The sequence below is a fragment of the Paraburkholderia kirstenboschensis genome (assembly GCF_032806925.1).
Lineage (GTDB): Bacteria > Pseudomonadota > Gammaproteobacteria > Burkholderiales > Burkholderiaceae > Paraburkholderia > Paraburkholderia kirstenboschensis.
In genome coordinates, this window is sequence record NZ_CP136511.1 from 904,544 (window position 1) to 931,531 (window position 26,988).

Below are 26,988 nucleotides of genomic sequence, written 5' to 3' on the forward strand. Positions count from 1 at the left end.
GTCCGAGGCGTGAGGGTGGGTTCAGGTCGCGAGCTCGACGCACCGGCTGCCGACCGTCAACGACGAAACGATGTCGCCGTCACGGTACTGCGCCATCGCGAGGTGTCCGTCGTCTTCTTCGACGATCTGCCAGTCCAGTTCGCGCGAAGGCAGTCCGCGCACGACGATCGGCGTCGAGCGCGTCTTCACGCGGATCACGGGCGGCTGGTGGCGATAGCCTGCATGTTCGAAGCCGGTCACCGCGTGCGCGATCGCTTCGGCCTGCGCGGCAATCGGCTCGATGAAGCGGCATGGCTCACCGGCGAAGCTGATGCAGTCGCCGAGCGCGTAGATATCCGGCACGCTGGTCTGCAACGTGCGGCTGTCCACGACGATGCCGCGCGCGAATTCGAGTCCTGCCATTCTTGCGAGGCGCCCTTCGGTGGCGAGCCCCGCCGCGCACAGCACGAGATCGGCGGCAATCCGCTCGCCGTGCTGCGTCGTGATCACCTTTTCGCTTCGCGTGGCGCTGACCTCGGCGACACTGCCGCCTGCCGTCCTCGCATTACTCGCATTACTCGCATTACTCGCATTACTCGCATTACTCGCATTACTCGTCCGCTGTGTGGCGCACGCGTCGATCCCACGCCGCTCCTCGATGCTCACGCTGCGGCCGGGCAGAAAGCGGATGCCGAGCTGCGTCCAGCTGACGAGCAGGCGGCGCGAGGCCGGCGCCGGCAACAACGTCGCAAGGGGCCTGTCGCTCACATCCAGCACGGTGACCGTATGTCCCGCCCGTGCCAGGTCCTCCGCCAGCTCGCAGCCGACCAGACCCGCGCCGATCACCGCTACGCGCGCCGGCCCCGCCGTCAGCCGGCGCTGCATGCTGCTCCACATCGACAGATCGTTGACGCGCCAGCACAGCTCGCGCGGCAAGCCGGACGGCACCACGGGCCGCGCCCCCTGGGCGAGAACCAGTTGCCGGTAACGGAACGTGCCCGCTGTCGTGCGCAGTTGATGCAGCGCCGGCGACAACCCGATCGCGTAGGTATGGGCGACCAGCCGTACGCCGAGGCGCGTTGCGGCGGCCGGGCCGGTCTCGAATACGAGCCGCTCCGGTGTGCGTTTCTCGCTCAACGAAACCGACAGTTCCGGCTTGCGGTAACGGTCCGCCGAGCAGGCGCTCACCAGCGTGATCGGTATGTCCGGATCCAACGCCCGGACTGCTTCGACGGCTGCCCAACCCGCCGTGCCGCCGCCGACCACGATTACCCCAGGGGTGCGCGAGGGCGCGCCCTGCGCCGGCGCGCACGCCGCTGCGCCGGGCACAACCGGCTCGTAAAGTACGAAATCCGCTTTTGTCACCCCGCATAGTGGGCACTCCCAGTCATCGGGGATCGCGTCGAAGCGTGTACCGGCCGCAATGCCGCTATCGGGGTCCCCCAGTTCTTCGTCATAGATCACGCCGCACGCGCGGCAGATGTATTTCTTCCAGTCGACTATCAGAACGCTCATGCTGGAAGCTCCTCGGCGGAAAGGCGGGCCATTTCCCAACGCAGATGCTTGATGGCAGGCGTCACGATCGCCACGAAGTGCGACTCGCGAATCCGCCGCTGCGGCGCTGCGCTCATCAGATAGCCGCGCGCGCCTTGATGCAGCAGCGACGCCTGCGCCGCACGCAACGCGAGCTCCGCGCCGCGTGTGCGCAGATCTAGCACTTCGAGCAGATAGTCGGTGCTGCCGTCGTAGGCGGTGCGCGCAAGTCGCTGCGTCGAGCTCACCGCTTCGTCGAGTTCGGCCGTCAGTTCGTCTGGCCGGTCGTGCAGGAAGCGGTTCACGTGACCGAGTACCGGCTCGACTTCGAGACACGAATCGATACCGCCCTGTGCGACGCCCAGCGCCATGCCGACCTGCAGCAGGATGAACGCCGCCTTGATCCGCGCGACGAAAGGCCGCGCCGGATCGGCAATCAGGTCGGCTTCGCCGACGAAATAGTTGGTGAGCTTCACGCCCCACGTGCTGGTGCCTTCCATGCCGGAGAACACCGGGCAGTGGCGCAACTCGACGCGCGCATCGCAGCTCAGCAAGAACATCACCTCGTGCGAGACTGAACCGTCATCGCGATGCACCGCGGCGATCGCGCCGCAATACTGGCCGAGGCCGATGTGACTGACCCACGGCAGCGTGCCGTTGATCAGATAGCCGCCAGGCGTTGGCGTGGCGCGGAACATCATCGGCTCGATCCCTGAGAACGCTTTCATCGGATTCGACAGCGCGGTGCCACCGAACGTCTGGCCGCGGGCATGCGCGTCGAGCCGCGCGCCGCCCAGACACGGGTTGCCCGACTGCTCCATGTACAACCCGCAGACATCGTGAGCCCACATCAGGAAGCCGGTGGAGCCACACGCGCGGCTCGCTTCCTGCATCGCGGCGAGCGACAGTCCGAACCGTGCACCGTACCGGTCGAGGTGAACACCGAGCGCGCCGGCCGCGCCCAGCTCTCCCATGATGTCAAGCGGGTAGACCCCTTCGCCGTCGATCCGTGGCGCGGCTGCCGCGAGCGGACCGCGAGCGATCGCGGCCACGCGCGCCAGCACCGCTTCGTCGCACCAGGTGTCGACGCCGGACTCTTCTGCTACCACTGCGTGTTCCATGTTGGTTTCCTTCGGGTACCTGGGGCAGCCGCTACGCGCGGCGCGCACCAGCGAAGCGGCGCTTCAGTCGGCGAGCGCGACAGTCATGGGAATCGGATTGCGCATTGAGTTTGCAACCGGCGAGAAGTAGTTAGCATGACGGACGATCTCATCGAGCTCGTCGCGCGTCGCATCTCCTTCGATCACGATCTTCACGCGGATCGCCTGGAAACCCATCTGCGCGGGTTCCATCTCGGCGCCACCTGCGCCCCATGCAGCCGGATTGCCGATATCCGCTTCGAGGAACACCTCGAGCTTCGACAGCTTGACCTGCTTCCACGTCGCGACGGCTGTGATGCCCACCGCGAGGCAACCCCCGAGACCTGACAGCACGATCTCGCCCGGCGCAGGCGCGGTGTCTTCGCCGAACAGATGCAGCGGCTCATCGACTACGACGGGCGTATGGTTGCCGACATAGCTCAACGAGCGGTACTGACCTTGCATGACCGTGTGCACGTTGTTCTTGCCGCGCGACCCCGGGTTATTGCGCCCCTTTTCGGCGAAGGCCATCAGCCCATCGCGGTCGATCGGCCGCAGGTAGGTGGAAATAGTCGTGGGATTATCGGTGGCAGTGCTCAAGTGACGCTCCTGGTGCGTGGATAGTGAAGGCGCGGGCGTCGCATCGAAGGTGGAGCGGCGCCGACACATCACTTATTGCAACAGGCGTGCCAGTTTGACTGTGTATCGCCAGACTGCTTTCCTGGCGGGGCTTTAGGGCAAACAAAAAGCGCCGCCCGGCTTCGGCGCGACGGATTCTCAATCAAGCGGTGAACCGACATTGTCGACATTGTCGACATTGTTCACTCTGCGATGCGCGGCCGGCTCGGCGGTCAATCATTCGGCAGGCCAAGTTTTTGCCAGCGATAGCTGAACTGGCGCGCTGTCATGCCGAGCTGTTGCGCCGCGCGCGATTTATTTCCCCCGCACTGTTCGAGCGCGTCGACAAGCGCCTGCGCCGGGTGCGAACTGACACGCCGGTAAGGACGCATTGGCAGCGGCACCGTGTGGGTCACGGGATCATGCGATGAAGCGCCCTGCCCACGGTTGGCGGCCGCCGACTCTGCAGACGCGGGCGCAACATCCGGCTCATCCGCCGCGTGTGAAGGCAACAGCCGGTCGATATCCGCTGCATCGAGCAGCGGCTTCTCCGCCAGCAACACGACCCGCTCGATGAAATTGGTCAGCTCGCGGATATTGCCGGGCCACGAATACTCTTCGAGCCGATCCAGCGCGGCCGCGGTGAGATTGACGTTGCGCTGGTTGAGTTGATTCGTATGACTGATGAAATGCAGCGCAAGGACGCGAATGTCCTGGCGGCGTTCAGCGAGCGACGGCAGGTGGATCGGAATCACGTTGAGCCGGTAGTACAGGTCCTGGCGGAAGGTGCCGCGCGTCACATCGCGTTGCAAATCGCAATTGGTGGCCGCGACGAGGCGCACGTCGACCTGGATCTCCGCCTTGCCACCGAGACGCGTAATGGTCCCTTCCTGCAGCGTGCGCAGTAGCTTGGCCTGCATCATCAGCGGCAGCTCGCCGATCTCGTCGAGAAACAGCGTGCCTTTGCTGGCCTGCTCGAACCAGCCCGCGCGCATGCTGTTCGCGCCCGTGAAGGCGCCGCGTTCGTACCCGAACAGCTCGGACTCGAACAGCGTATCCGGTATCGCCGCGCAGTTGATCTTGATGAAAGCACGGTCGCGCCGCGAACTCGCCAGATGCAAGGCTCTTGCAAACAACTCCTTGCCGGTGCCTGACTCGCCGAGCAACAGCACGCTCGCGGCGGAATCCGATACGCGCTCCAGTTCCGAGATCGCGCGCAGCAAAGGCGGCGAGGTGCCGACGATTCCGTAGCGGGCAGCCGCCGATTCGAGGGCCCGCGCGAGCACTGCGTTCTGCTCTTCGAGCGCGCGGGTTTTTTCCTCGAGGCCGGCTTCCAGTTGCAGCAACTGTCCGGCCAGTGTCGCGAGAATCCGCAACACCGTGATGTCGTCGGCCAGCGCACGCGAGCGGTGGCGAATGCGGTGACACGCTAGAACGCCGACCGTCAGCCGTTCGACGACGATCGGCAGCGCGATGAACGAGACCGGGCCGTCCGGCAACCGTGAGCGCTCAACCGTTCGCGCCAGAAAATCCGGTTCGCGGTCGATGTCCTGGATGATCGTCAGTTGGCCGTGCTGCAGCGCGCGCCCGGTGATGCCTTCACCATACGCATACACACCCCGGCCGATTTCCTCAGGGGTCAGTCCGTACGCGTACCGGATGCGCCCGCTTCGACGCGTTTCGTCCGCGAGCACGATGCGGCCGCGGTTCAGGCCGAGCAGCTCGGACATCAGATGCAGCATCTCGCGCAGCGCAGGCGCGGGGGACAGGCTTTTGCCGACAAGCGCCATTACCTGCTGCAATAGCAGCATTTCGTGTTCGCGCCAGTAGCCGGCGGATTCGCTGCCGGCTGAGGCGTCAGATCGTGTTTGCATGGGCGTAAGCCGCCGCGGTCGTGAGCGAAACCTATTATTTCAGAACAAAAAAACTCGCAGGTTCCCCATGCAACTGACCTTGCCCCTGTTCGACGAATCCCATAGCCACGCAAATCAGGCCGCTTCGCCTCGCTGAACCTGGATTGAACCCTTCAGGTTGGACGGTCATTTGTCCCGGGTCACATCGGCACCGTGAACACCGAGGCCATCTGGTTGAGCCGGGCCGCGTGTTCCTCGAGCGATTGCGCCGCCGCGACTTCTTCAGCGGGAGCAGCGTTCCGCTGGGTCACTTGATCCATCTGACTAACGGCCACGTCGACTGCTCGATGCCGCGGCCCTGCTCTTCGATTGCGCATGATATCTCGCCGATGACGGGCACAACCGCCGCTCGCGCATTCGGGGCGGTCGGCACATTGTCGGCCTTGGCCAACATTCGCACCTCGGCGCATATGAGTCAGCGATGGAGCGCATGCCGGACATTCGCATATGCACTTGGTGCCAAAGCCTTCAGGGTTCTGAATGGCTGATTGGCGCCTGATGCATGGGATTACGCGTATGATCCCGACTTTCGAATTCACGGCCGACGTCTCTTGTCGGTAACCGCTCTGCGCCGTGCTTTATCTCTTCAAGGTGAGAACCATGTTCAGGGATTTTTTGCAATTAGGCTTTGCGACCGTCGTTGTATCGATACTTGGGGCGTGTGCGACGGCGCCTGCAGGTCCTGCCAGTTCTTCCATCGACCCGCCTCAGGGCGAGCGCGTGATGACGTTGGTAGCGTCTGGTGTGCAGACTTATTCGTGTGAGTTCGACGCGCAGCATCATCTGGGATGGATGTTCAGGAGCCCACAAGCGACGCTGTTCGACATGAGCGGCCGCGCCGCGGTTCGGCACGGCGCCGGGCCGTCCTGGGAAGCGGAAGACGGAAGCCGGATTGTAGGGCGTGTGCTCGCACAGCGTCCCAGCGAAACGTCGGCAAGCATACCGCAACTGTTGCTCGAAGCTCATAGCACGTCCGGTATCGGCACATTGTCGGCTGTCCGGTATGTGCAGCGAGTGCATACCGTTGGAGGGTTGATGCCGGCCGCACCATGTTCGACGGAACACGAAATCGGTAGCTCGCCCTATCTTGCGGAGTATGTTTTCTATCGGTAATAGCCTCGTGAGACCGAGTTCGCCACGACGTGACGCGCTCTTGGCTGAAGCGATTCAGGTCGCATCCCTGTCCTCCCTGAACAGATATAGCGCCTCCTGAATGGGCCGGTCAGAAAAAGAAAACAGGACGCTGTCCTCGTCTGCCTCGTGCTGCACGCGATGCCATGACGGGACCACGAAGATATCCCGCTTGCTCCACTCCACGATGACGTCGTTTCCAATCCGGCTGCGGCCACGCCCTTCGATAGGAACGAAGACTGTCGCGTCCGTGGAACGGTACGCCGCCGTCGAAAAGCCCTGAGGCAGCAATTGCATGAACGTAGCCATGGTCGCAATAGCATACTTCCCGTTGTTTGGGTTGACGTACCGCATTTTCAGCCCATGACAGGGATACTAGGCGTTCGCGCTGCGCATCCGTTCCAGCGCTTCGCGTGTCCGTGCATACGGATAGTTGAAGATCGGGGAGGTTCCACCGCCCGGGCCCGCTGTTTGGACGGCAGTCCTTCCAGCTCGATGAGATGCCGATCAGCCTGACGGTTTTGCGCTCGCCTGCGCTATTTGCACCACAACCACATTTCTTACGTTCGGCGTGTCAGGAGTCCGTGAGCGTGGTGGCATTCCAGGTTCCCCGATACGGGCAAGACGGACAAGTCCTGCTCATGACCCATCACCTCACGCACAATCAGGCCGCGTAAATCAGGCGATGACCGGTGCCGAGGCGCTATCACTGGTCAGTGCAGGCACTGCCGGATTCTGAGGCACCTGTTCCGCAGGTGCGTTTTGTGCCACCGCTTTTCTCGTCCTCGCAATTACCGCGCACGATCGAAAGCCGAATGAAAAAAAGAAATCACGTGATGGTCATATCGCCTCTCTAAGGTCTGCGGCACGGTAAGAGCGACCAACTCGTCGCCGCCGTCAATCGAGACTCAAGAGATGACGCGTGCCCTATTCCCCGTCTCAGCAACGCTGAAAGCGCTCGCCGCCGCGGCGATCATCGGCCTCGCTTCGGCCAGCGTGCAAGCCGACGTGCCCGATCCCACCACGCAGATCACGCAAAGCGGCTACTCGCCCGTGTATGTCGGCGTCGATGCAGAAACGGCGACCGTGCCGTCGAATCCCGCAACTGCGGGCGGCAAGCCGACCGTGAGCCGCGCGTACGTGATGCGCATCGATTTGCGCGCGCCAGGCGTGAGCGTCGAGACGACCGTGCATAGCGGCCCGCTGATGACGACGTCCGAGACGATTTCGCAATTCGCCGCGCGCACCGGTGTGCGGCTCGCCATCAACGCGAACTTTTTCGCGCCATGCTGCGCGACGACACCCGAGCCGAAGACGATCATCGGCTTGCTAGTGTCACACGGCCAGATCGTGAGTCCGCTGACCAACGACCCGACGCAAAGTGAAGCGGTACTTGCGATCACGCGGCAGGGCCGCGCGTATATCGCCGAAGCGCCGCAGATTTCCGCGCAGGATCTGAAGCTGAACGATACGGCGGTCGCCGGTTCAGCGATTCTGCTGAAAAGCGGCCAGGACGTCAGCCCCAAAGCCCGAACGAAGGCGATCCGCTTAATCCGAATCCGCGCACACTGGTTGGCCTGTCGCAGCAGGGGCGCTTTCTCTATCTCGTCGTGATTGATGGGCGCGTCGCGGGTTATTCGATGGGCACAACCAACGCGCAATCGGCGCAACTAATGAAGGCAATCGGCGCGGATGACGCGATCAATCTCGACGGCGGCGGCTCGACCGAACCGGTGCGCGCCGATCAGATCGGCGTGCCATTTATCGTCGATACACCGAGTGGCGGTGCGGAGCGGCTCGATGCGTCGGCGATCGGCGTGCATGCGTTGAAGCTGCCGGACGTGTCGGGCCTGCTGCCGTTTTAAGGCGTTGACAATTTGAAGCTGATCAGCTCCTTCAAAAGGGCCGGGCGCTGATGCGTCCGACTTTTTTTGCCTTTGGCGTAGATTGATCCCGACATTCGCGATCAGTCTAGCCGGCACAACCTCGGGGCCGCTCCGCACTGCGGTCCGGAAGCCGACGGGCAAAAAGCGCTCGCGAGAATGAATTTGCTTTACAGATTGTGGACTGTATTATCGCTCCGTGTTGTCGCCTCGCGCAGCGACAGTTTTTCTGCAGAAACGTGATCCCAAACCGGGCTATAAAGATAAGTTTTCTTATCCTAATAGTGCTGTTTGTGCGCAACCTCTATTGCATGAAAACGCGCCTTGCCCTGCCCTTCACGCCCGCCGCTGATGCTGCATCGACTTTCCCCGATGCCGGCGAGCTCGCCGTGCTGCGCGCGTGGTATGCGGGCGTACCGGTGCGCCAGGCCGTCGCCCGCTACCTCCCTTCCGCACTCGGTGACGGGAAATCCGCACGCGGCGTGCTCGGGCGCATCCGGCGCAGGCTGGTGGACATCGCGCGCGCCGCCCATCGCGACGACCTTGTCGCACTCCTCACTTATCCGGCGGCAGGACGTCAACAGCATGCGAAAGGTGCCGCGCTGGCGATCGACGCTTTGCGCACCGCCCGCTCGCCGCAACCGCAGATGGCGCGCGCACGGCATCATGACGCTCGCCGATCTCACGGTGCGCATTCCGCGCCGGCGCCAGTGGTGGAAAGCACTGCCTGGACTCGGCACAGCGAGCGCCCGCGCGATCCAGGCGTTTTTCGCAGCCTGGCCTGTTCTCACGGAGAAAGCGCGTGCGCTCGTCATTGCCCGCCGCGCGTTGACATCGTGCCGTGGGAGACCCTCAAACTACCGCATGAGGTCGACGGCTCTGCCGGAACATTCCGCGCGCCGCCCGCCACCTCCACACTCGACGCGTCCAACGACTACGAGGCGGTGCAGACGTGGCTCTCCCTGCATGAGTCACCCGCCACCCAGCGGACCTACCGCAAGGAAGCGGAGCGGCTGATCCTCTGGGCCATCATCGAGCGTAGCCGTGCACTGTCGTCCCTGACGACCGATGATGCGATCGCCTACCGGACGTTCCTGCGCCATCCTTCGCCGCGCGCACGGTGGATCGGCCCGGTGCGCCCGCGCACGTCGCCGGACTGGCGGCCGTTCAGTGGCAGTCTGTCCGCGCGCTCGGTCGCGCACGCGCTTTCGGTTGTCGGCGCCCTCTTCCGCTGGCTGGTCGAACAGCGCTACGTGCTGGCCAATCCATTTGCGGGCATCAGGGTGCGCGGTGGCAAAACCGCATCGGCGCTCGACGCGTCGCGCGCTTTTACGGACGGCGAATGGGCACTCCTACGTACGATCGCCGACGGCCTCGAATGGTCTTACGGCTGGACGGTTCAGGCCGCACAGCGCCTGCGGTTCCTGCTCGACTTTGGTTTTGCAACGGGTCTGCGCGCGAGTGAACTGGTCGGCGCGACGCTCGGCCACGTCGAAACGGACGCACGCGACGAGCACTGGCTGCGCGTCACCGGCAAGGGCGGCAGAATGGCACGGGTGGCGCTGCCGCCACTCGCGTGGGACGCACTGGCGCGTTATCTGGCTGAGCGCCAGCTGCCGGCTAGCCCTGCACGCTGGCGGCCCGACACACCGGTCATCGGCAGCCTGGCAGCGGACAGCGCCGCGACGATCAGCAGTGTGCGGGTGTGGGGTGTCCTTGAGCGCTTTTTCTGCGATGCCGCCGATGCAATCGAAGCCGATCACCCGCCGCTCGCGGAGAAGCTGCGCCGTGCCAGCCCTCACTGGATGCGGCATACGCGCGCCACTTATGCGCTCGGGCACGGCGCAGAACTGACGACGGTGCGCGACAACCTGCGGCACGCCTCGGTGTCGACCACGTCGATCTACCTCCATAGTGACGAGGCGAAGCGCGCGCGGCAGATCAGCGAGGCCTTTACAACGCGGAAGTGAGCGCGCCAACCCGCGTGACCGACCCCCTCGCAGTCGCCCCGGCGGTTGACCGTTTCCTGATAACGGTTCGATCGCCGGTACAAACCCCCAAGCGGAGCGCGCAATGCTCCGCCGACTTTTGTGATGTCAGGCAGTCTGTGGGCTGATGCCAGCGACCATCGCTGGCATCATCGGAGCGATCGACACGCCTGCTCACTCGCCTACGAGATGACGCCCGGAACCAGCCATGGAAAAACCTGAATTCGAGCCGCAGATTCTGGCAAATCGACAAGGCGTGTCGTTCTGGCTCGTCCGCGGAAACACCTCCGTCGAATGCATCGTCGCGATTGCAGCGCTGGAGGCCCACTTCTGGCTTGAGCCGCAGGCCGGGGACGCCCGGATCCTGAGGATTTTCGGGGACGGGTACAGCCGCATCCGCGCCATCGCCGAACGGAAGCTGCTTGCGCATCCGTGCGCACGCCTGGAGCTGACACCCGATGATTTCGAGCGCCGCTGAACAGCGCGGGTGAATCGGGCACCCTCCTGGAAACATGGACAATCTGGCCGGGGGCCCTTTTTTGGGCAACGCTGTTGTGGCGGAGCCGAGCCGGCCGCTGCGAGGGCCTGACCGTTAGTTGCGTACGCAAACCAATCGGTTTGATTCTCGGGAACGCGGCACCATCTTTAGCACCTCTTAGCTTGAGAGGAGAATCGGCCGCCGATGCGGCCTATACCTATACGCGAAAGCGCCAGCGCGGCTCCTACCTGCTCAGATGATGGCGTCCGTCGATACGAGGGAAGCCGGAAACGTTACATGCCTCAGAAGCCCGTATCGGAATGGACACATCGCCCCGCCAAGCCGCTGTTCGCCGGCGACGAAGCGGCACTTCAGCGGACGGCTAGCTGAGCGGTCGGGCAGCCGGAGGTGATCCGCGAGGACGGCAAGTCGGCCATTGCGGTCCTCGCGTGTTGGAACTGGCATGCCCGCTCACTGCAGCACAGCGGTCGTTCGACAACGGCAGCCGGCAAGGGCCGCTGACGACATCAATGAAGGCGTATTTTCGACCCGTTGCCGCCGTTCGGCCATTGCCGCACTAGGGGCAGGTATCAGTCTCTGGACTAAACCGCTCGCGCGGTATGGGGCTCCGGTCCAATGCTAGTGGTTCTGGAGAGGAAGCCGACTCTGTTTTCATGTTGAAGGGCGAGGCAATCCGCCTCGTCGTTCAACGGGAGCAGAGTCATGACCCACACACCTCAGCCCATCAGTCCGCTGCGCCAGCGCATGACCGACGACATGCGCATGCGTCAGCTCGCACCGAAGACGCAGGCCGGTTATCTGCGTGTCGTACGCGAGTTCACGCGCTTTCCCGGACGCTCTCCTGACACCGCCACCGTCGAGGACCTGCGGCGCTACCAGTTGCATCTGGTCGACCACGGCGTGTCACCCGTGTCGCTCAATGCGGCGATCACCGGACTGAAGTTCTTCTTCGGGATCACGCTCCACGAGCCCGACCTGATGGCACGCATGCAACCCGTGCGCGTGCCTCGCGTCCTGCCGGTCGTGCTCAGCCCGGACGAAGTGGGCCGCCTGATTGCCGCCACCGGCAATCTGAAGCACCAGACCGCACTATCGGTCGCCTACGGTGCCGGCCTGCGCGCCAGTGAAGTGGTGGCGTTGAAGGTCGGCGACGTCGACGGCCAGCGCATGACCCTGCGCATTGAACAGGGCAAGGGCCGCAAGGATCGTTACGCCATGCTCTCGCCGGTGCTGCTCGAACGCCTGCGTGTCTGGTGGCGAGTGGCGCACGCGCAGGGCCGGATGCTGGAGCGCGGCTGGCTGTTTCCGGGCCTCGATCCGGTCGATGCGCCCAGCACGCGGCAGCTCAACCGCGCCCTCCATGCCGCCGCCGAAGCCGCGAACATCAACAAGCGTGTCTCGATGCACACGCTACGCCACAGCTTTGCGACCCACCTGCTGGAGCAGAAGGTCGACATCCGCGTGATCCAGGTTCTGCTGGGGCACAAGAAGCTGGAGACGACAGCACTCTATGCGCCGGTCGCCACCGACCTGCTGCGCGAGGTGATCAGTCCGCTGGAGAAACTGCAGAACAACGGCTGAACGCGGCGCACGGCCGTGCCCGAAGTCGCGGACGTGTTCCGCGCGCATGGGCCCGTGTGGCGACAGACCGCACAGCTGAGTCTGGGACAGCTGAAGGTCATGTCGGCGATCGAACAGTGCCGCAGCGCGGCGCTGGGTGGTCACGTGTTGCGCTGTTCCGGCTGCGAGCAGATCGAGGTTGCCTACAACTCCTGCCGTAACCGCCATTGCCCGAAGTGCCAGGCGAGCGCCGCGCACCGTTGGCTCGAAGCACGTCAGGCCGATCTGCTACCGGTCGAGTACTACCATGTCGTCTTTACATTGCCCGCCACGATCAGCGCGATCGCCTGGTACAACAAAGCGGTGCTCTACGGCCTGCTGTTCGACGTTGCCGCCGAAACCCTGCGCACTATCGCCGCCGACACAAAGCATCTGGGCGCGCAGGTCGGCGCGACACTCGTGCTGCACACGTGGGGCTCGGCGCTCACGCACCATCCTCACGTACACGGCATCGTTGCCGGCGGAGGCCTCTCGCCAGACGGTGAGCGGTGGGTCGCCTGCCGGCCCGGCTTCTTCCTGCCGGTACGTGTGCTGTCGCGGCTGTTCCGGCGGCGCTTCCTGGAAGAGCTCACCCATGCACATCGCCGGGGCCAGTTGCGTTTCTTTGGTGAGTACGCCGGGCTTGCCGATCCCACTGCCTTCGCACAGTGGCTCGCGCCGCTGCGTACGTGCGAATGGGTCGTATATGCGAAGCGCCCGTTCGCGGGACCGAAAGCGGTGCTTGCGTATCTGTCGCGCTACGCGCATCGCGTGGCCATCTCCAATCAGCGGCTCATAGCACTCGGCGAACGCGGCGTGACCTTCCGATGGAAGGACTATCGGGCCAGCGGCCGCACACGCCAGAAGACGATGACGCTTGAGCCACGGGAATTCATGCGGCGTTTCCTGCTGCATGTACTGCCTGTCGGCTTCCATCGGATTCGCCACTATGGTCTGCTGGCCAATCCCGTGCGTCGGCAGAATCTGGCTGCGATACGGGCGCTGCCAGACGTGCCAGCTTCCATTATTGTGAGCGAAGGTCCGTCACCGGGCACTCCCGCCCCGAAGTTCGTCTGCCGGCATTGCGGCGCGCCGATGATCATCATCGACATCCTCCTGCGCAGCCACCCAATTCGCGCTCCGCCCACTTGCCGAAGCAACGTATGAAGACGAATCACCCTGGCTGTCCAGACCGACTGTCGGCTCTTCGGCAACGAGCGCCAGGAGAAGACGCTTGTGCCTGTCGTTACCAGCAGACCTTGCCGCGCTCGCGACACCTCTACAGACGTGCAGCATGGATGCAGCAGAATATTTACGTGACCACCAAACCCTCGCTTCGACTGAAGATTGTGAGTCTCCGCAGTTCATGAGAGCACTTAAATCCCCATAGCTGCGCAATATTCCTGCCGTCCTGGACCACTCCGCGGTTTCCTCCCTCGAGCGTTGTCCAACGCCTGCCCGCATGCCTCGTCGTGTACTCACGCGGTGGCAGACATGGGCAGGCGTCGAACAACGCTTAACAGGAACGGTCGTTCGGTAGCGTCGCTCACAGCCAAGTCATCGGCCAAAGCCGACGCTCGCGGTCCAGTCGCCGTGCGGCCGCAGTGCACCGCTTTGCCGTCATTCGCAATGAAATGCAGTGGAACGTCGGCTTCCGGTAACGGCGAATGAGTCATCTCGACCCGAAGGGCCGTTCAAATTATGCCTTCGTGCGGCTGGAGTGATAGCGGAAGCGGACTGTCGAAGACACGGGCGTCCCACGACGCTGAGGAGGACACTAAAACGTCGGAACATTCGTGGCTGCGAAACGCAGGTCTATGGGAAATTGTCTTTCGTCCCTTTGTGCCGGCGCACCACCTGGACAAGGGCGCAGTCGAGTCGGCCATCGCACAGCGGCGACCTCTTATAGAGCAGCCCAAGCGGGTGGCGCTGACGCCCACAGCCGAGAACACGTCGGACCGTCAGACGATGGCGAACACCCCGCGATATCCCGAAGCGGGCCTTGACCCCACGCGTACTCGAGCAGCTCAAGCGCCTCGCGCTTGCTGGTGTCATGCGCGGCGTCGCGCGCTGGGCCGGCAATAGCGTTGAAGTAGACGCGCGCAGCAGCCCGTTGGCCGACGCGCCGTGTGCGATGGCGACGGACCAGGAGTTGCAGACCGTCATCGCCCTCATCGAGCGATGCCCCGAAACCGACCACCGGGCTCGTTTGTCCTGAGCTGTCTCGCCAGGCACGGCAACGCTCCGCTTGTAAGGGGATAGTCAACATCCCTATACTTAACCCGCTTGCCTGGTTTTCTTCCAGCCGGGAAATATACGCAAGCGTGAGTCGCCCACGCCGCACACTAGCGTGCCGATCAAACGCATCGAGCTGGAGCCGGGATGACAGACGAAAGGCGCTCGCCGCGCAAGACTACCGTCACACTCGCTGTCGCGACCGCCGCGCTGGCGGCGGTCATCTTCATCGTCGATACGGCCACGGTGCTCGACATCGCCGTCGCGACGCTCTATGTGCTCGTTGTGCTGATCGCCGCGCGCTTTTGCAAGCCGCGAAGCGTCGTGCTTGTCGGACTCGGCTGCTTGGCACTCACGATCTTGAGCTGGGCGCTCGCGCCGCCCGCCCGCCCGAGCGCGGAGAGCTTCATCAACGGGTGCATCAGCATCGTTACGATCGGCCTCGTGACGGCCTTGGCCTTGCACGCGCAGCAAACGGTATCGACGCTCCGCAGTCAGGCGAATCTCCTCGACCTGACGCATGACCCCATCTTCTCGCGCGACATGGACAGCAAAATCCTCTACTGGAATCGCGGCGCCGAGGAGTTGTATGGATTCAAGGGCACCGACGCGCTCGGCGCAGTCGCGCACACGCTACTGCAAACAACGTTCGTCACGCCGGTCGAGCAGATCATGACCAGGCTGCTGCGCGAAGGCCGCTGGGAAGGGGAGCTCATCAACCGGAAGATGGACGGCACGCCTGTCGTCGTAACGAGCCGCTGGTCGCTCCAGCGCGACAATGCAGGACAACCCGCGCTGATCCTGGAGACCAACATCGACATCAGCGAACGCAAGCGGATGGAAGAGGCGCTGCAGCAGGCACAGGCCGATCTCGCGCGACTGAACCGCGTCCTGGTGGTCGGCGAAATGACCGCGTCGATCGCCCATGAGGTCAATCAGCCGATCGCCGCCGTCGTCACGAATGCGAACGCGGCCCTGCGCTGGCTCTATGCCCGGCCGCCGGTGCTTGAGGAAGTCCGGCAGGCGCTCTCGCGCATCGAGAAGGACGGCAACCGGGCGCGCGAGGTGGTGAGCCGCGTACGCGCGCTCGTCAAGAAGGTACCGCCGCGCATCGAGCACTGGGATCTCAACGAAGCTGTCGGCGAAGTCGTGGCGCTGACGCGCCCCGAATTGCTGCGCAACGGCGTCGTGTTGCGCAACGATCTTTCGGATGTCGTCCGCCTCGTCAAGGGCGACCGTGTACAGCTGCAACAGGTGCTGATGAACCTGATCGTCAACGCCATTGAAGCGATGACCGGTGTGCACGGCAGGCCGCGCGAACTGACGATCAGCACAGCCAGGGCCGGCCCGGACACCGCCATGGTCGAGGTACGCGACACGGGCACCGGTCTCGATCCTGGGCACGTCGACCGCCTGTTCCAGTCGTTCTACACGACGAAGGCCGAGGGCATGGGCATGGGCCTTGCAATCAGCCGAACCATCGTCGAGGCGCACGGCGGACGGCTCGAAGCCGTACCGAACGTGCCGCACGGCGCCGTCTTCCGCTTCACGCTGCCGACCACGGAGAGCGCGCAGGCGAGCACGGAGGTTCTGCGCTCGTAGCGGGCGCGGTCTGATCCGCAGGGCGAACCCGGCCATCTCACGGGAGGCACGCGGCGTAGAGCCATGTCGTCACCAGGGCGCCGCGACGAGCCTCGCGAACGCCTCACGGCACGCTCCCGGCACGGGACGCAAGCGACGACGGCGACGGCTTTCGATCATGGCGTGCCGAGCACACGCGTCAGATGGCGCTCGAGCGCGGCGACGTCGAGTGGCTTTTCGAGCAGGGCCAAGGCGCCCACCGCGGCCACCCGCGCGCGCAGTGCATCGGTTGGAAAGGCTGTCATGAGGAGCGTCGGCGGCGCAGCGCCGAGCGCGAGCAGGTGCTCAAACATCTCGATGCCCGACATGCCGGGCATGCGCACATCGGAAATCAGGCATCCCGTCGCGTCGGTGCCCGCAGGCGGCCTCGACTGCAGGTATGCCTCGGCCGAATCGAAGGTACGGGTCGGCCACCCCAGCGAGTGCACCAGGCTTTCGGTGGCCACGCGGACAGACTGGTCGTCGTCGACAATCGAAACAAGCTGGAGAGGATCCATAGGGATCGCCTGGCGTGGGGCGCTCTCGACAGCGAAGAGCGCCAGCGTCCGAGATGAACGCTTCGCTGGGAAGCGTAGTGCCAAAACAGCCGGATTCCCATGATACAAAGGTATGGACCGGAGCAACGGCAACCGCCCCCGGAGTCACCGGGACAAGTGCCAGTTTCTACGCCGCTGCTGACCTGATGATTTACCGCCCCGGTCCGGGCAGCGCGCAAACCGTCTGCGTCTTCGCCGGAATCATGTCTGGCGGAGGCTCGCTCGGACCTATCCAGATTGCCGATTCCGCGTCGGCCGCTATCGTTCAAACCTCGGCCACTCGAAGCCAAATGGCGACCGTCGCCTCCTGGCCGGGTTGAGGCAGTGCCGCCCGCAATCTGCTCGCCGCAGACCGGCCATCGAGCGACGGCGGACGAGACTTAGGCTATCCAAACTGATCGACGACCTCGACCAGCGGCTTGTGACCGGTTCGAGGCTAAGCTCGTGGAAGTCGGGCCGACCATTGCACCGTCTGGTGTGATGCCGAGGCACGGCAATGGACGCGTATTGCGTACAAAATTAGTTGCAACCGGACCCGACGGTGGTAACAGATTTAGTTGACGCGGAAGTTGCGTTGAAGCCTGACCGAACATGCCACCCCGCTGAATGCTGCACCGCACAACGATAGTGGAAAAATTGCTTGCGCGAGCGTTCATCCCCTTCGTTTCCGGACATCGCGGGGAGGAGGGCGAATCAACCCAGAGTTCCGTTTGCGAGCTGAGCCCCGTTCGCGCCGTATCAGCTAATCCCGGCGCTCACAACGCGGGCATACCTCGACTTGTCAAAGGATCTCAATTACAGGGGGCGCGTCGAAGACATTGCCCGCGCGGTTCACAAACAGCGTCCGTTGTTGCCGCCGCTGGGGCGGCCGCCGGCTCCTATTAAGTAAGTACGGCCAGCCGCCCAAGCTTGACGGTCGCCGGCCTGTCACACGCTGGGCGACTGCTGGTGTCAAAAAGGAATTCCGTTGTAATTCAAATGAATTACAATATGCAATCTGGAGCTACGTAGGAGAATCGCCATGGCTGCTACTGCATTGGTGCAAACACGCATCGACCCTGCATTGAAAGAGCGCGCGGTTGCGGTGCTCGGCAACATGGGGCTGACTGTCTCGGATGCCGTCCGAATCCTTCTGACGCGTGTCGCCAACGAAGGTGCTTTGCCGTTTGCCTTCGCGACTGACCCGGCCGCGCATGACGCCTGGTTCCGCGCGAAAGTGCAGGAAGCATTGAACGACTCGCGACCTGCTACCTCGGACGATGAAGTCGAAGCTCATTTTGGGAAGCGTCGGGCTGCGGCCCTTCGTAAAGCCGGCGAAGGTGACGCGTGAGGCTTGAATGGTCCGCTTTCTCAATAGAGGATCGAGACGCGATTTTTGATTACATTGAAGCGGACAGTCCATATGCGGCCGCCGTCGTAGATGATCGGATTCGTGTGCACGTCAGGCAGCTACTTCAGTTTCCCGAGACAGGCCGTCCCGGCCGTATCGAAGGTACCCGCGAGTTAGTTATAAGCAGGACACCGTATATCGCAGCCTATCGGATCATGGGAGACACGGTGCGCATTCTCAGGATGTTGCATGGCGCGCAGCTATGGCCCGATGAAACGCTGGATTAACCAATGGTCACCAGGTGATCATTCTCGGCCGGCGGCAAGCTGGCTCAGCGCAACATGGCCGGGCTAAAACGCAAATGGACATCAAACAGACCGCGCCGGCATTCGGCATGCGTCAAAGCATATGCAAAGCGACGTCGCCGCTCGGTGGATCTATGCGGAACTGGGATTCGGCTCTCGTTGCAGCAGTCTGCAGCCGGTGAGAGTTCGTCGTCGCTTGGCCGGTTAGCTGAAGGCACGCCCTTCACGCTCCGTCTGCTAACCGAAGTGGTGTCTTCTCTGCGTGGGCGTCGATGGGACTTTCGCGATTCAGGCGTAACAGCTTTCGATCTCGTCACTATTTTTGACAACATCGAAGTCATCCTCTCGTGTGACGAGGCGACAAGCGAGCCGTTCAAACTCGAAGGTCGTTTGCGAGGTATGGCTGCCCGATTGGCTGTCGCACTTGAATACGTTAGTTAGAAAAAAATCGGCCCACGCCCCTGACGTGCGGTTAAGAGCTGACCGGGCCGACTCCATCGATATAGGGACGTCCGCAATCGTCTCGATGGACTGTGCGGCCCGCTGCCGTTGGCACATTCAATTTCGCGCCCGCGAACGCTTGTCCCGCAAAGCCTGGCCGATGTCAGCATACCGTCAATACAGAAGGTTGACGCAATTAATGCGGGCGCTCTCCCTGGCGCTGCTGGCACGCGCAAAGAGCCTCGCCGTTGATGTCGTCGTATAACAAGAGCGAGACGGTGCCCTTTTATCTGTGGATCTGCTCAAGCTCGAGCGGATCATCGGGGCCAAGGCGGGGCAGAGCGCGCAGTTCATTCCGGCGATGGCAGACTGTGCAGATGAAATAGATGTGAGGTTGACCCGGTTTGACGGACAGATTTGTAGTCAGCGATTCGATTTGGTCTAGCCTCCGTTAAGGGTTGACTCGCGGGTTGTCCACGGCCGGGCGGCGGGTCGCTTCTCTCGACCCTGACGCTGCCCGGCGGTGGGCAACCCGCGCTGTGGTGAGGGCTGATGCGGCGCATGCAGGTTTTCGAATTCGAGCGGCGAGCAATACCCGATGCTGCTGTGCAGGCGGCGTACGTTGTACCAACCTTCCAGGAACGAGAACACGCGCCGACGCGCCTGCTCATGAGTTGCAAGGTGTTCGCGCGATAGCAGCTCTGCCTCGAGCGTGCCGAAGAACGACTCACACATCGCGTTGACGCTCCTATGTCAAGCGAAGGCTTTGGAATCCGCTAGATCGGCGAGAATGAGAGGATAGAGTTCTCTGACTATGTACCGCTTCAAGCAGCGGTGAATTTCTTTCTTCGACATACCCTGATGGGTGCGACGTTGCACGTACGCTTTGGTTCTCGGGTCACTGCGCATGCGGACCATCGCTATTGTCCATAGCGCGTTGTTTGCAGAACGGTTTCCCCCGCGATTCAGTCGATGCCGTACTGTTTTACCAGATGACGCCTGGAGAGGGCTCGTTCCGCAAAGCGCTGCGAGAGACGCTTCATTTTTTAGTCGTTCAGGGTTGTCGCCCGCAACAGTAACGAGTATCGCGGCGGTGTGAGGTCCGACACCGAAGCGCCCCCTAAGCCGACGAGCGTACTGGTTGGTAAGCTTCTCCAACATTGCATCAAGCGCCTTCAGTTCATCCTCCAAAGCCATCCACCGCTTCGCCAGCAAGCGAAGCGTGATGGCCAGAGTCTGCAACATAGGAGTGTTGCCCAGCGACCTGACGCGAGCGCAGTTCGCAACGCATTCGGCGATCTTTGTGCTCGAAAGGCGCTCGCGAATGTCTTGAGGTGCGCTGACGAGCAAGCTTCTCAGCTGATTGATGGCTTGGGTTTTCGCCTTAACAGCACTTCGCCGTGAGACGGTGACAGCGCGCATAGCCTCAGCAGCGCCCGATTTGTCTTTTGGGATCGCTGCGGCCTTGCCTGAAAGCACGGCGCGTGCAGCGCTTTCGGCGTCGGTGGTATCGGATTTGCCTCGAAACCTGCGATCCGCGCGGTCCGGCCGATTTACCTCCCGGACTTCAATCTCATGATCCAGCAGGACGCGCGTCAGCCCGGCGCCATACGTGCCGGTCCCTTCTACGCCGGCGCGACGAAGCACGCCGAACGATTGCGCCCAGATGAGCAGATCCAGGTATCCGCTTGCACTTGCCGAAACAGTGAGGGTTCCGAGCAGTTTTCCCGTCTGATTGATGACGGCTCCAACATGAACATCCAGATGGGTATCAACGCCTAAAATCACTTCCACTTGTTCCATTCGTGTCTTCCTTGTGGGTGAACGCATCGCCAACCCCAATCGCAGGACAGGACACTCACGGCGCAATACGAAGCTCCTATCAGGTCACAGACGCTGGGCCCGGCAACGCTCGGGGAACGTCGAATCCAATCGACAGGTCAACGCGAAGGCAGCGCGGCCAATCATAGGCTGGGTCAGATCGGAACGACGTTCAAGGCGTATTTTGGACTGAGTGTCATAGGCGTCGCCGGCGGTCCCCATTGACGGTTGCACGCCGGCCTCGCGACAACGTCGGCCGAAGGCAATGGACGTGTACTGACAGCCCTGGACGCCCTTCTAAAGATCAAGCGGTAATTTGAGCCTGCGTGATCTGGCGGTTGCGTTGCTGGATTACGTAGTAGACCTCCCGCGCGATATAGCGCTTGAGGCAGCGGATTGCTTCAAGTTTCGAATGCCCCTCGCCGACACGTTTGGCGACGTAGGCCCTTGTGCGAGCGTCGGTTCCGGTCGCTGTTATCGCCTGCGGTCAATAACAGTTGCGAAGCCGACTCGTAACCAATCGAATTTCGCGAGACAAGATCGGGGGCGAGTTCGTCCACGAGCGTTGCGATCATGACGTCGAGGTCGGCAATCTCGTCGTGCAACTCCAGATACCGACGTCCCAGCGACTTCAGTGCAATTCGGCAAGCAGAGGTCAGGTTCCGATAGTCCGACAGATCCGGACGCCACGCAGCCAATGTTCGGATGAGCTGCATTCGTGTCATCGCGCGTAGTGATTCACGTAATTCATCGGGCGCGCTGATGATGGTACTGTGGATCAGCTGTAAAGCGACGCGACGCGCCGAAATGGCCGTCTTCCGGCAGACTTTCAGAACGCGTAGCGACTCAATCATGCCATCGCGCGTCTTGGGCGTGACGGTACGCACGCCGGCGAAGGCAGCGTGAGCCGCGTTGTAGGCGTCCAGCGTGTCGTCCTTGCCACGTTTGCGCCGGTCGCTCTTATCCGGTGCGGTGACCTCCAGCACGGTTACATGGGCCTGCTGCAGGTAGCGCAGTAAGCCCGCGCCGTAGCTCCCGGTGCACTCGACGCCGACCCGGACAAGCTCACCGAATGAGCGCATCCAAAGCAACATCTGCTTGTAGCCGTGCCGCGTGGTTGGGAAGCATTCGCTGCCGAGAAGGCGATCAAGTTCGTCAACCACAGCCGCGAAATGCAGATCCTTATGCGTATCAACGCCGCCTACGATGCTGCGACGGCCAGCAGTAGCCTGTTCTTCTTTCATACAGCCTCGCTCCGGTTGCCGATAGGATATGGGCGATCTCACCGGCATCGAGTACCTGGACAAGACAGTAAAGTGACAGGGCGTCAGGCCCTTCTTGAGTCACACGTATCGACGAGGTGAAACCTCGCCGTTCGGCAGTTCCAGAGGACCGACGGGTCCAGGGAAAGACATTGAGTCGATCGGAATGTGGGTCAGGTCGCCCGGAACGCTCTACGGCACCAGACCTCTCCCGAAAGCCCCTCTTTCGAAACGGTGACTGCCCGGAAACATCTGGTACCCGTATTCTTACTGTCCGAATGCAGAATCACCCCATCGTGGTGGCGCTGCTGCAATGCCATGTCCAGCGCTCGCAGCATCAGTTCCGTATACAGATGATTGGACATCGCCCAGCCAACGATGCGCCGGCTGAACACGTCGAGCACCACGGCCAGATACAGAAAGCCCTCGTCAGTCGGGATGTAGGTGGCATCTGCAACCCACAGCACGTTCATCGCATCAGCGCTGAAGTGCCGGCGTACCAGGTCGGGTGCGCGCCGTGCCCCCGCACGTTGCCGCGTGGTTCGTGGCCAGCGCCGCCGGCTGGCCCCACACAACCCTGCCATGCGCATGAGCCGCGCCACCCGCTTGCGTCCCACGTGCATGCCTTCGCGTGCGAGCTGCGCGTGGATACGTGGCGCGCCATACGTCCCGCGCGAGCTCGCATGCAGCGTACGGATGCGCGCCAGCAGCAGCGCATCGCTGGATGCTTGCTGCGATGGCTCGCGTACCAGCCACGCGTAGAAACCGCTCGTCGAGACCCCGAGCAGCCGTGCCATCCTGGCAATGGGCCAGCGGGCCCGGTTCGTTTTCATGAATCCGTACCCTTCGGTGGCACGGCTCCCGTCTCTCTCGCGAACCAGGCCGCAGCCTGCGAGAGAATGTCGCGCTCCATTTTTAACTGGCGATTCTCACGGCGCAGACGCGTCAGTTCCTGCCGTTCAGCCGTGGTCAGCCCGTCATGCCGTACGCCAGCATCACGCTCAGCCTGCGCGCACCAGTTGACGATGGTCTGTGCCGTCGGTTCGAACTCCAGCGCGAGCTCCTGCGGTGTACGCCCGGCCTTGACCAATTCCACCATATGCGCCCGGAACTCCGCCGGGTACGGTGTACGAGTCTTGCCCATTTCGACACCTCCTCTTCAAAAAGAATAGGTGTCCGTTTTCACGGGTCAACTTCATATCCGATGACAGGCACGTTCGACTTTCCTTCCTGCTGCAGCGCCCCGAGCGCCGCCGTCGTCGACCGCGCGCCGGCGCACGCGCCTAACAAAATGGCAGGGGGCATTGTCGTGGTCAATATGTTTTAGCTTCGCCGGCCGCTTCCGGGGAAGCCGCGCATCGCTGGGCGCGCCGCGCCCTTTGAATCACGGCGGCTGTTGGCTGAAGCCATACCGGGGGCGCGGCTCCAGCGGGTCGTGCCGTGGCTCCGGCCGACGCATCGCTTGCGCCTTGTTATCAGTTACCTCTTGTTGCGACACATCATGGCTACTGAACCATCGTCACTTGGCAGCTTGCAAATCCCCTATCGCCGGTTCTCCGCCCTCGCCGCAGTTATCGTGCTAACCGGCGTCGGCGCCGGACTCGGCGGCATGCTGCTAGCGCTCTTGCTCCACGCGATCCAGCATCTGGCGTACGGTTACAGTCTCAGCCTCAGCCACGTAGCGCGTGACGAAAGCTTCCTGAGTGGCGTGAGCGCTGCCACACCCGTGCGGCGGCTTGCTGCGCTGGTCATTTGCGGGTTCGTAGCGGGCATGGGGTGGTGGGCGCTTTACCGCTTTGGACGGCCGCTCGTAAGCATTAAGCAAGCCGTCAAGCCAGACGGTTTTCGCATGCCCGTGACCAGCACCGTCGTGCATGCCTTGCTGCAAATCGTCACGGTCGCGCTGGGCTCGCCGCTCGGCAGAGAAGTGGCGCCACGGGAGATTGGCGCTGTATTGAGCGACTGGCTCGCGCGCCGGGCGGGATTGAACGCTGCCGAGCGTCGCATCATGGTCGCCTGCGGTGCAGGGGCCGGGCTGGCCGCCGTCTACAACGTACCCCTGGCCGGCGCGCTCTTCGTACTCGAAGTCTTGCTGGGCACCTTCGACTGGTCGGCTCTTGTGCCGGCAGTGGTCACTTCGGTCATTGCCGCGATAACGGCATGGCTAGCGCTCGGCAACGAACATCAGTACGAGGTTGGGCGACTGGCGTTGAGTGAACCGCTCGTCGTATGGTCGGCGATTTGCGGTCCTTTGTTTGGAATCGCTGCATGGGGATTCACCCGTCTGACTGAAGGCGCGCGTGCGCGCGCCCCGAAAGACCGGCGCTTGCCGATGTTCTCGCTTCTTAATTTCGCGGCAATTGGTGTGCTCGTGATGGTTTTCCCCCAATTGGCGGGCAATGGCAAGGGGGCGGCCACCCTTTCGTTCGATAGCGACCTGACCATCGGGCTTGCCGCTACGCTGCTCGTTCTGAAGGTCGCCATCGAAGTGAGCAGCCTGCGAGCGGGTGCGGAGGGCGGGTTGCTTACACCGGGTTTGCAGGCGCTCATGGCAATCAGCGCCAGGCTCGCCATATCGCATACGCCGTAGATCACACCGAGCGCCACTGCGCCGAGGGCCGCGAAGACAGCGAAGACGGAGCGCGCCAGAATTTCGACGATCTGGACGACTTCGCCGTTAATCATCGGCGCGCCCAGCCTTGACGTGGTCTGAAGCCAGCACGATCAGTGCCGTCATTGCGATGCTGTCCCGGAAAGGTTGTCGGTTCATCAATCTCTTTTGCCTTCTCCGGCCCGTTGTCACGTGGGTTTGCATTTGCCTGTGGCCCCCACAGTTGGCAGGAAGTGTCTGTGTTCACGCGCTATTTTAACGGCAAGCAACTATTCGCTTGACAGCCAAATCCATTGCGGCCGGGCTGCTAAGACGGACTCATCGCCAGCCTATCGGTAGTCAGAAAAGGCCGCCCTGCCGCGCGTCATGCGTCGGCGGCTGCTACCGCGGGCGCCGGTGTCGCTCGTGCGCTGAGGCATGCGTGCGACCAGCTTCCGAGCGCCCCTCGCCGTCCGCGCAGGCGCGGCCGCACTCCGTCGGGTCTGGGTCTTGGAGTCCGCTGACGAGTGCGCGACGTGCGCTTGCGGGCGCGGGCAGAAACTGGACGTGGCGGGCGACCCACTCGCGTCCGGATCCGCCCCGACGACAAACGCCGACAAGCACGCGAGTACTGCAAGGGTATGGCCGCCTGCTGACGCACTCGCTGAGATCGGGCGCCGATTGCCTCATGAGCATCCGGCCGGACGCCTCAGCCTTTTCGCCTCTCTCTACGGTGGGAGGCCGGCTGGAACTGGTGACCATGCATACCTCACCGATGCGACGCGCTGCCGGTTACTGGCCGTTCACTGCATCCTTGAAGGCCTTACCTGCGGTGAACTTCACCGTCTTAGCCGCAGCGATCTGGATTTCTTGTCCAGTGGCCGGGTTGCGGCCCACGCGCGCGGCGCGGGTCCCGCTCGAAAACGAGCCGAAGCCAACCAGTTGCACCGTGCCGCCATTCGTCACTTCGGCGGTGATCGCCGCCATGAACGCGTCCATCGCCTCACCCGTTTTCGTCGGGCTTCATCCAGTGTTCGCGCGCATAGTTCAGATAGAGATGCATCTGACCAGCGTCAGCGTAGCTAAAGCGCCCAACTTTTAGATCGATGATGACGAGGCATTTCAGGCGCCGATGGAAAAACACTAGGTCAACCCTGAACCAGGTGTCATCGATTCGCAGCCGGCGTTGCCTGCCTACGAAAGCGAAATCATCGCCCAGCTCGAGCAGGAAGTCTGCCAAATGGTGGACCAGTGCCTCCTCGAGGTCCGATTCTGAGTATTCGTCCTTGATGTCAAGGAATTCGAGGACAAACGGGTCGCGGATCGCCTCCTCCGGCGTTCCGCGTCGCCCGGCTGTGCGTCAGCGGCTTTCCTGAGCAGGGCTGCCTTGTTGCGTGACAACGCCAGTCGTTCGTAGAGCTGGCTGCTGATCTGGCGGTCGAGTTGGCGGACTGACCACCCCTCACGCAACGCCTCGGTCTCGTAGAAGGTACGGGCGCCGGCCGTCCGGACTGAAAGCAGGCGCACATACGCGGACCACGGCAGCATAAATCTCCCGGCCAGCGCCCAGAAATCTGGCGCTACGTCCGCGGCGTCGCGAATCGGCTCATTTGCGTGGGATTGACCAGACAGTGTCTGGACTTTCCGGGCGGACGCCAATTTGCCAGACACTGTCTGGCAAATCTCCCCTGCGGGCCACGCCAGATAAAACGCACGCATACTAACGAGGTTCGCCCGGCTGAAGCCGCGCCCAAAACGCCGTGTCAGATCACCGGCCAGACGCGTGAGAAGTGCCCGCCCTATTCCGCGCGCTCGCGACCGCCCTGCTCAATGGTCACCATCCGCCGGCCTATCTCCCAGTATGCGGCGGTCATGACCGAGTTCACGCTCCTCGCCGCAGTGAGCCGTGCGGACTCCACCACGCTGATGATTTCACCATGAAGACCGGCGTACTCCTCGGCCGGAATAATGCCCTTCTTCATGACGCGTTCACGGCATCCTTGAACGCCTTGCCCGCCGTGAACTTGACCGTCTTCGCAGCGGGTATCTGGATCTCGGCACCGGTCGCCGGATTGCGTCCAACTCTCGCGGCCCGCGCCCCCGTCGAAAACGACCCGAACCCGATCAGCTGCACGGTGCCGCCCTGGGCGACCGCAGTGGTGATGGTGCCGATCAGCGCATCGAGCAGTTCGGCGGTCTCCGTCTTGGCGGAGCCGGTTTTCGCGGCGACGTAATCAATCAGTTCCTGTTTATTCATTGTCTTTCCAGCGGAGGTGGTGGAGTGAAGCTGCCACCCTACCCGATCGGCATGTGTGCGTGCAATCGGCGCCGCGCCTTGACGACGGCGAGCAGCGGGCATGCACGCCCGGACGTGTGCCGTTCCGGCGGTCAGACACACCGCTTCCGCGCGCTGCCCGCGCTGCGCTCGCGCAAGCAATTTTGTTACTGTCGTTGTGCGGTGCAGCATTCAGCGGGTGGCATGTTCGGTAAGGCTTCAACGCCTCCCGCGTCAACTAAATCTGTTACCACCGTCGGGTCCGGTCGC

The 26,988-nt window shown here is 62.8% G+C and carries 21 protein-coding genes and 5 pseudogenes; 12 read left to right on the top strand and 14 right to left on the bottom strand.

Annotated elements, in window-relative coordinates; genetic code table 11:
- Positions 1-21: 21 nt before the first annotated feature.
- The 4 genes from RW095_RS04520 to RW095_RS04535 form a co-directional block, all read right to left on the bottom strand.
- Positions 22-1,494 carry an FAD-dependent oxidoreductase gene (locus RW095_RS04520; RefSeq protein WP_317014795.1) on the bottom strand — a complete coding sequence of 491 codons (1,473 nt, stop codon included), beginning with the start codon at positions 1,492-1,494 and terminating at the stop codon, positions 22-24.
- Positions 1,491-2,633, bottom strand: coding sequence for an acyl-CoA dehydrogenase family protein (locus tag RW095_RS04525; protein WP_317014796.1), 1,143 nt, complete (start codon positions 2,631-2,633; stop codon positions 1,491-1,493). The genes RW095_RS04520 and RW095_RS04525 overlap by 4 nt, the downstream gene beginning before the upstream one ends.
- Positions 2,634-2,696: 63 nt before the next feature.
- Positions 2,697-3,182 carry an OsmC family protein gene (locus RW095_RS04530; RefSeq protein WP_317016745.1) on the bottom strand — a complete coding sequence of 162 codons (486 nt, stop codon included), beginning with the start codon at positions 3,180-3,182 and terminating at the stop codon, positions 2,697-2,699.
- Positions 3,183-3,502: 320 nt separating this feature from the next.
- Positions 3,503-5,143, bottom strand: a complete 1,641-nt coding sequence (locus RW095_RS04535; protein WP_317014798.1) for a sigma-54 interaction domain-containing protein — start codon at positions 5,141-5,143, stop codon at positions 3,503-3,505.
- Positions 5,144-5,905: 762 nt separating this feature from the next.
- Between RW095_RS04535 and RW095_RS04540 the strand changes: the two genes are divergently transcribed.
- Complete coding sequence (locus tag RW095_RS04540) at positions 5,906-6,295, top strand: DUF3455 domain-containing protein (protein ID WP_394364991.1); 390 nt, start codon at positions 5,906-5,908, stop codon at positions 6,293-6,295.
- A 54-nt stretch (positions 6,296-6,349) separates the two neighbouring features.
- Here the strand turns inward: RW095_RS04540 and RW095_RS04545 are convergent, their stop codons facing one another.
- The gene (locus RW095_RS04545) at positions 6,350-6,610 is read right to left on the bottom strand and encodes a cupin domain-containing protein (RefSeq protein ID WP_317014801.1); all 261 of its coding nucleotides are present in this window, start codon (positions 6,608-6,610) and stop codon (positions 6,350-6,352) included.
- Positions 6,611-7,228: 618 nt separating this feature from the next.
- Here RW095_RS04545 and RW095_RS04550 point away from each other — a divergent pair.
- The 8 genes and pseudogenes from RW095_RS04550 to RW095_RS04585 all read left to right on the top strand — a co-directional run bounded on the left by RW095_RS04550 (position 7,229) and on the right by RW095_RS04585 (position 16,119).
- Positions 7,229-7,927: a hypothetical protein gene (locus RW095_RS04550; protein WP_317014802.1), complete on the top strand. Its 699-nt coding sequence runs from the start codon at positions 7,229-7,231 to the stop codon at positions 7,925-7,927.
- On the top strand, positions 7,891-8,178 hold the full coding sequence (locus RW095_RS04555) for a phosphodiester glycosidase family protein (protein ID WP_317016747.1): 288 nt from the start codon (positions 7,891-7,893) through the stop codon (positions 8,176-8,178). Before RW095_RS04550 ends, RW095_RS04555 begins: the two co-directional genes overlap by 37 nt.
- A gap of 329 nt (positions 8,179-8,507) precedes the next feature.
- Positions 8,508-10,166: pseudogene (locus RW095_RS04560) on the top strand (phage integrase family protein).
- Positions 10,167-10,392: 226 nt separating this feature from the next.
- Positions 10,393-10,662, top strand: coding sequence for a DUF1488 family protein (locus RW095_RS04565; RefSeq protein WP_317014804.1), 270 nt, complete (start codon positions 10,393-10,395; stop codon positions 10,660-10,662).
- Between the two features lie 723 nt (positions 10,663-11,385).
- Positions 11,386-12,264 carry a tyrosine-type recombinase/integrase gene (locus tag RW095_RS04570; protein ID WP_317014806.1) on the top strand — a complete coding sequence of 293 codons (879 nt, stop codon included), beginning with the start codon at positions 11,386-11,388 and terminating at the stop codon, positions 12,262-12,264.
- A gap of 15 nt (positions 12,265-12,279) precedes the next feature.
- The gene (locus RW095_RS04575; protein ID WP_317014807.1) at positions 12,280-13,449 is read left to right on the top strand and encodes an IS91 family transposase; all 1,170 of its coding nucleotides are present in this window, start codon (positions 12,280-12,282) and stop codon (positions 13,447-13,449) included.
- Between the two features lie 835 nt (positions 13,450-14,284).
- Positions 14,285-14,500: a hypothetical protein gene (locus RW095_RS04580; protein ID WP_317014809.1), complete on the top strand. Its 216-nt coding sequence runs from the start codon at positions 14,285-14,287 to the stop codon at positions 14,498-14,500.
- Positions 14,501-14,664: 164 nt separating this feature from the next.
- On the top strand, positions 14,665-16,119 hold the full coding sequence (locus RW095_RS04585) for an ATP-binding protein (protein WP_317014810.1): 1,455 nt from the start codon (positions 14,665-14,667) through the stop codon (positions 16,117-16,119).
- Between the two features lie 155 nt (positions 16,120-16,274).
- Here the strand turns inward: RW095_RS04585 and RW095_RS04590 are convergent, their stop codons facing one another.
- Complete coding sequence (locus tag RW095_RS04590; protein ID WP_317014812.1) at positions 16,275-16,655, bottom strand: response regulator transcription factor; 381 nt, start codon at positions 16,653-16,655, stop codon at positions 16,275-16,277.
- Between the two features lie 1,060 nt (positions 16,656-17,715).
- On the opposite strand from RW095_RS04590, the gene RW095_RS04595 reads away from it, so the two are divergent.
- The gene (locus RW095_RS04595; protein ID WP_317014813.1) at positions 17,716-18,024 is read left to right on the top strand and encodes a type II toxin-antitoxin system RelB/DinJ family antitoxin; all 309 of its coding nucleotides are present in this window, start codon (positions 17,716-17,718) and stop codon (positions 18,022-18,024) included.
- On the top strand, positions 18,021-18,311 hold the full coding sequence (locus RW095_RS04600) for a type II toxin-antitoxin system RelE/ParE family toxin (protein ID WP_317014815.1): 291 nt from the start codon (positions 18,021-18,023) through the stop codon (positions 18,309-18,311). The genes RW095_RS04595 and RW095_RS04600 overlap by 4 nt, the downstream gene beginning before the upstream one ends.
- 900 nt (positions 18,312-19,211) lie before the next feature.
- Here RW095_RS04600 and RW095_RS04605 read toward each other — a convergent pair.
- From RW095_RS04605 to RW095_RS04625, 5 genes and pseudogenes are all read right to left on the bottom strand, one after another.
- Positions 19,212-19,505: an IS3 family transposase gene (locus RW095_RS04605; protein ID WP_317014817.1), complete on the bottom strand. Its 294-nt coding sequence runs from the start codon at positions 19,503-19,505 to the stop codon at positions 19,212-19,214.
- A gap of 18 nt (positions 19,506-19,523) precedes the next feature.
- The gene (locus RW095_RS04610; RefSeq protein WP_317014819.1) at positions 19,524-20,573 is read right to left on the bottom strand and encodes an IS110 family RNA-guided transposase; all 1,050 of its coding nucleotides are present in this window, start codon (positions 20,571-20,573) and stop codon (positions 19,524-19,526) included.
- Positions 20,574-20,895: 322 nt separating this feature from the next.
- Positions 20,896-21,835, bottom strand: a pseudogene (locus RW095_RS04615) (IS110 family transposase).
- Positions 21,836-22,026: 191 nt separating this feature from the next.
- A complete protein-coding gene (locus tag RW095_RS04620; RefSeq protein ID WP_317014820.1) occupies positions 22,027-22,686 on the bottom strand; it encodes an IS3 family transposase in 660 nt (219 codons plus the stop codon).
- A complete protein-coding gene (locus RW095_RS04625; RefSeq protein ID WP_317016305.1) occupies positions 22,683-22,997 on the bottom strand; it encodes a transposase in 315 nt (104 codons plus the stop codon). The genes RW095_RS04620 and RW095_RS04625 overlap by 4 nt, the downstream gene beginning before the upstream one ends.
- Positions 22,998-23,354: 357 nt before the next feature.
- Here RW095_RS04625 and RW095_RS04630 point away from each other — a divergent pair.
- Positions 23,355-24,392, top strand: a pseudogene (locus RW095_RS04630) (chloride channel protein); the annotation flags it as partial.
- 843 nt (positions 24,393-25,235) lie between these two features.
- Here the strand turns inward: RW095_RS04630 and RW095_RS04635 are convergent.
- From RW095_RS04635 to RW095_RS04645, 3 genes and pseudogenes are all read right to left on the bottom strand, one after another.
- A pseudogene (locus RW095_RS04635) lies at positions 25,236-25,466 on the bottom strand (HU family DNA-binding protein); the annotation flags it as partial.
- Positions 25,447-26,425 (bottom strand): annotated as a pseudogene (locus RW095_RS04640) (PDDEXK nuclease domain-containing protein). The pseudogenes RW095_RS04640 and RW095_RS04635, both read right to left, overlap by 20 nt.
- Positions 26,422-26,910, bottom strand: a complete 489-nt coding sequence (locus tag RW095_RS04645; protein WP_317014822.1) for an HU family DNA-binding protein — start codon at positions 26,908-26,910, stop codon at positions 26,422-26,424. Before RW095_RS04645 ends, RW095_RS04640 begins: the two are co-directional and overlap by 4 nt.
- Positions 26,911-26,988 lie beyond the last annotated feature (78 nt).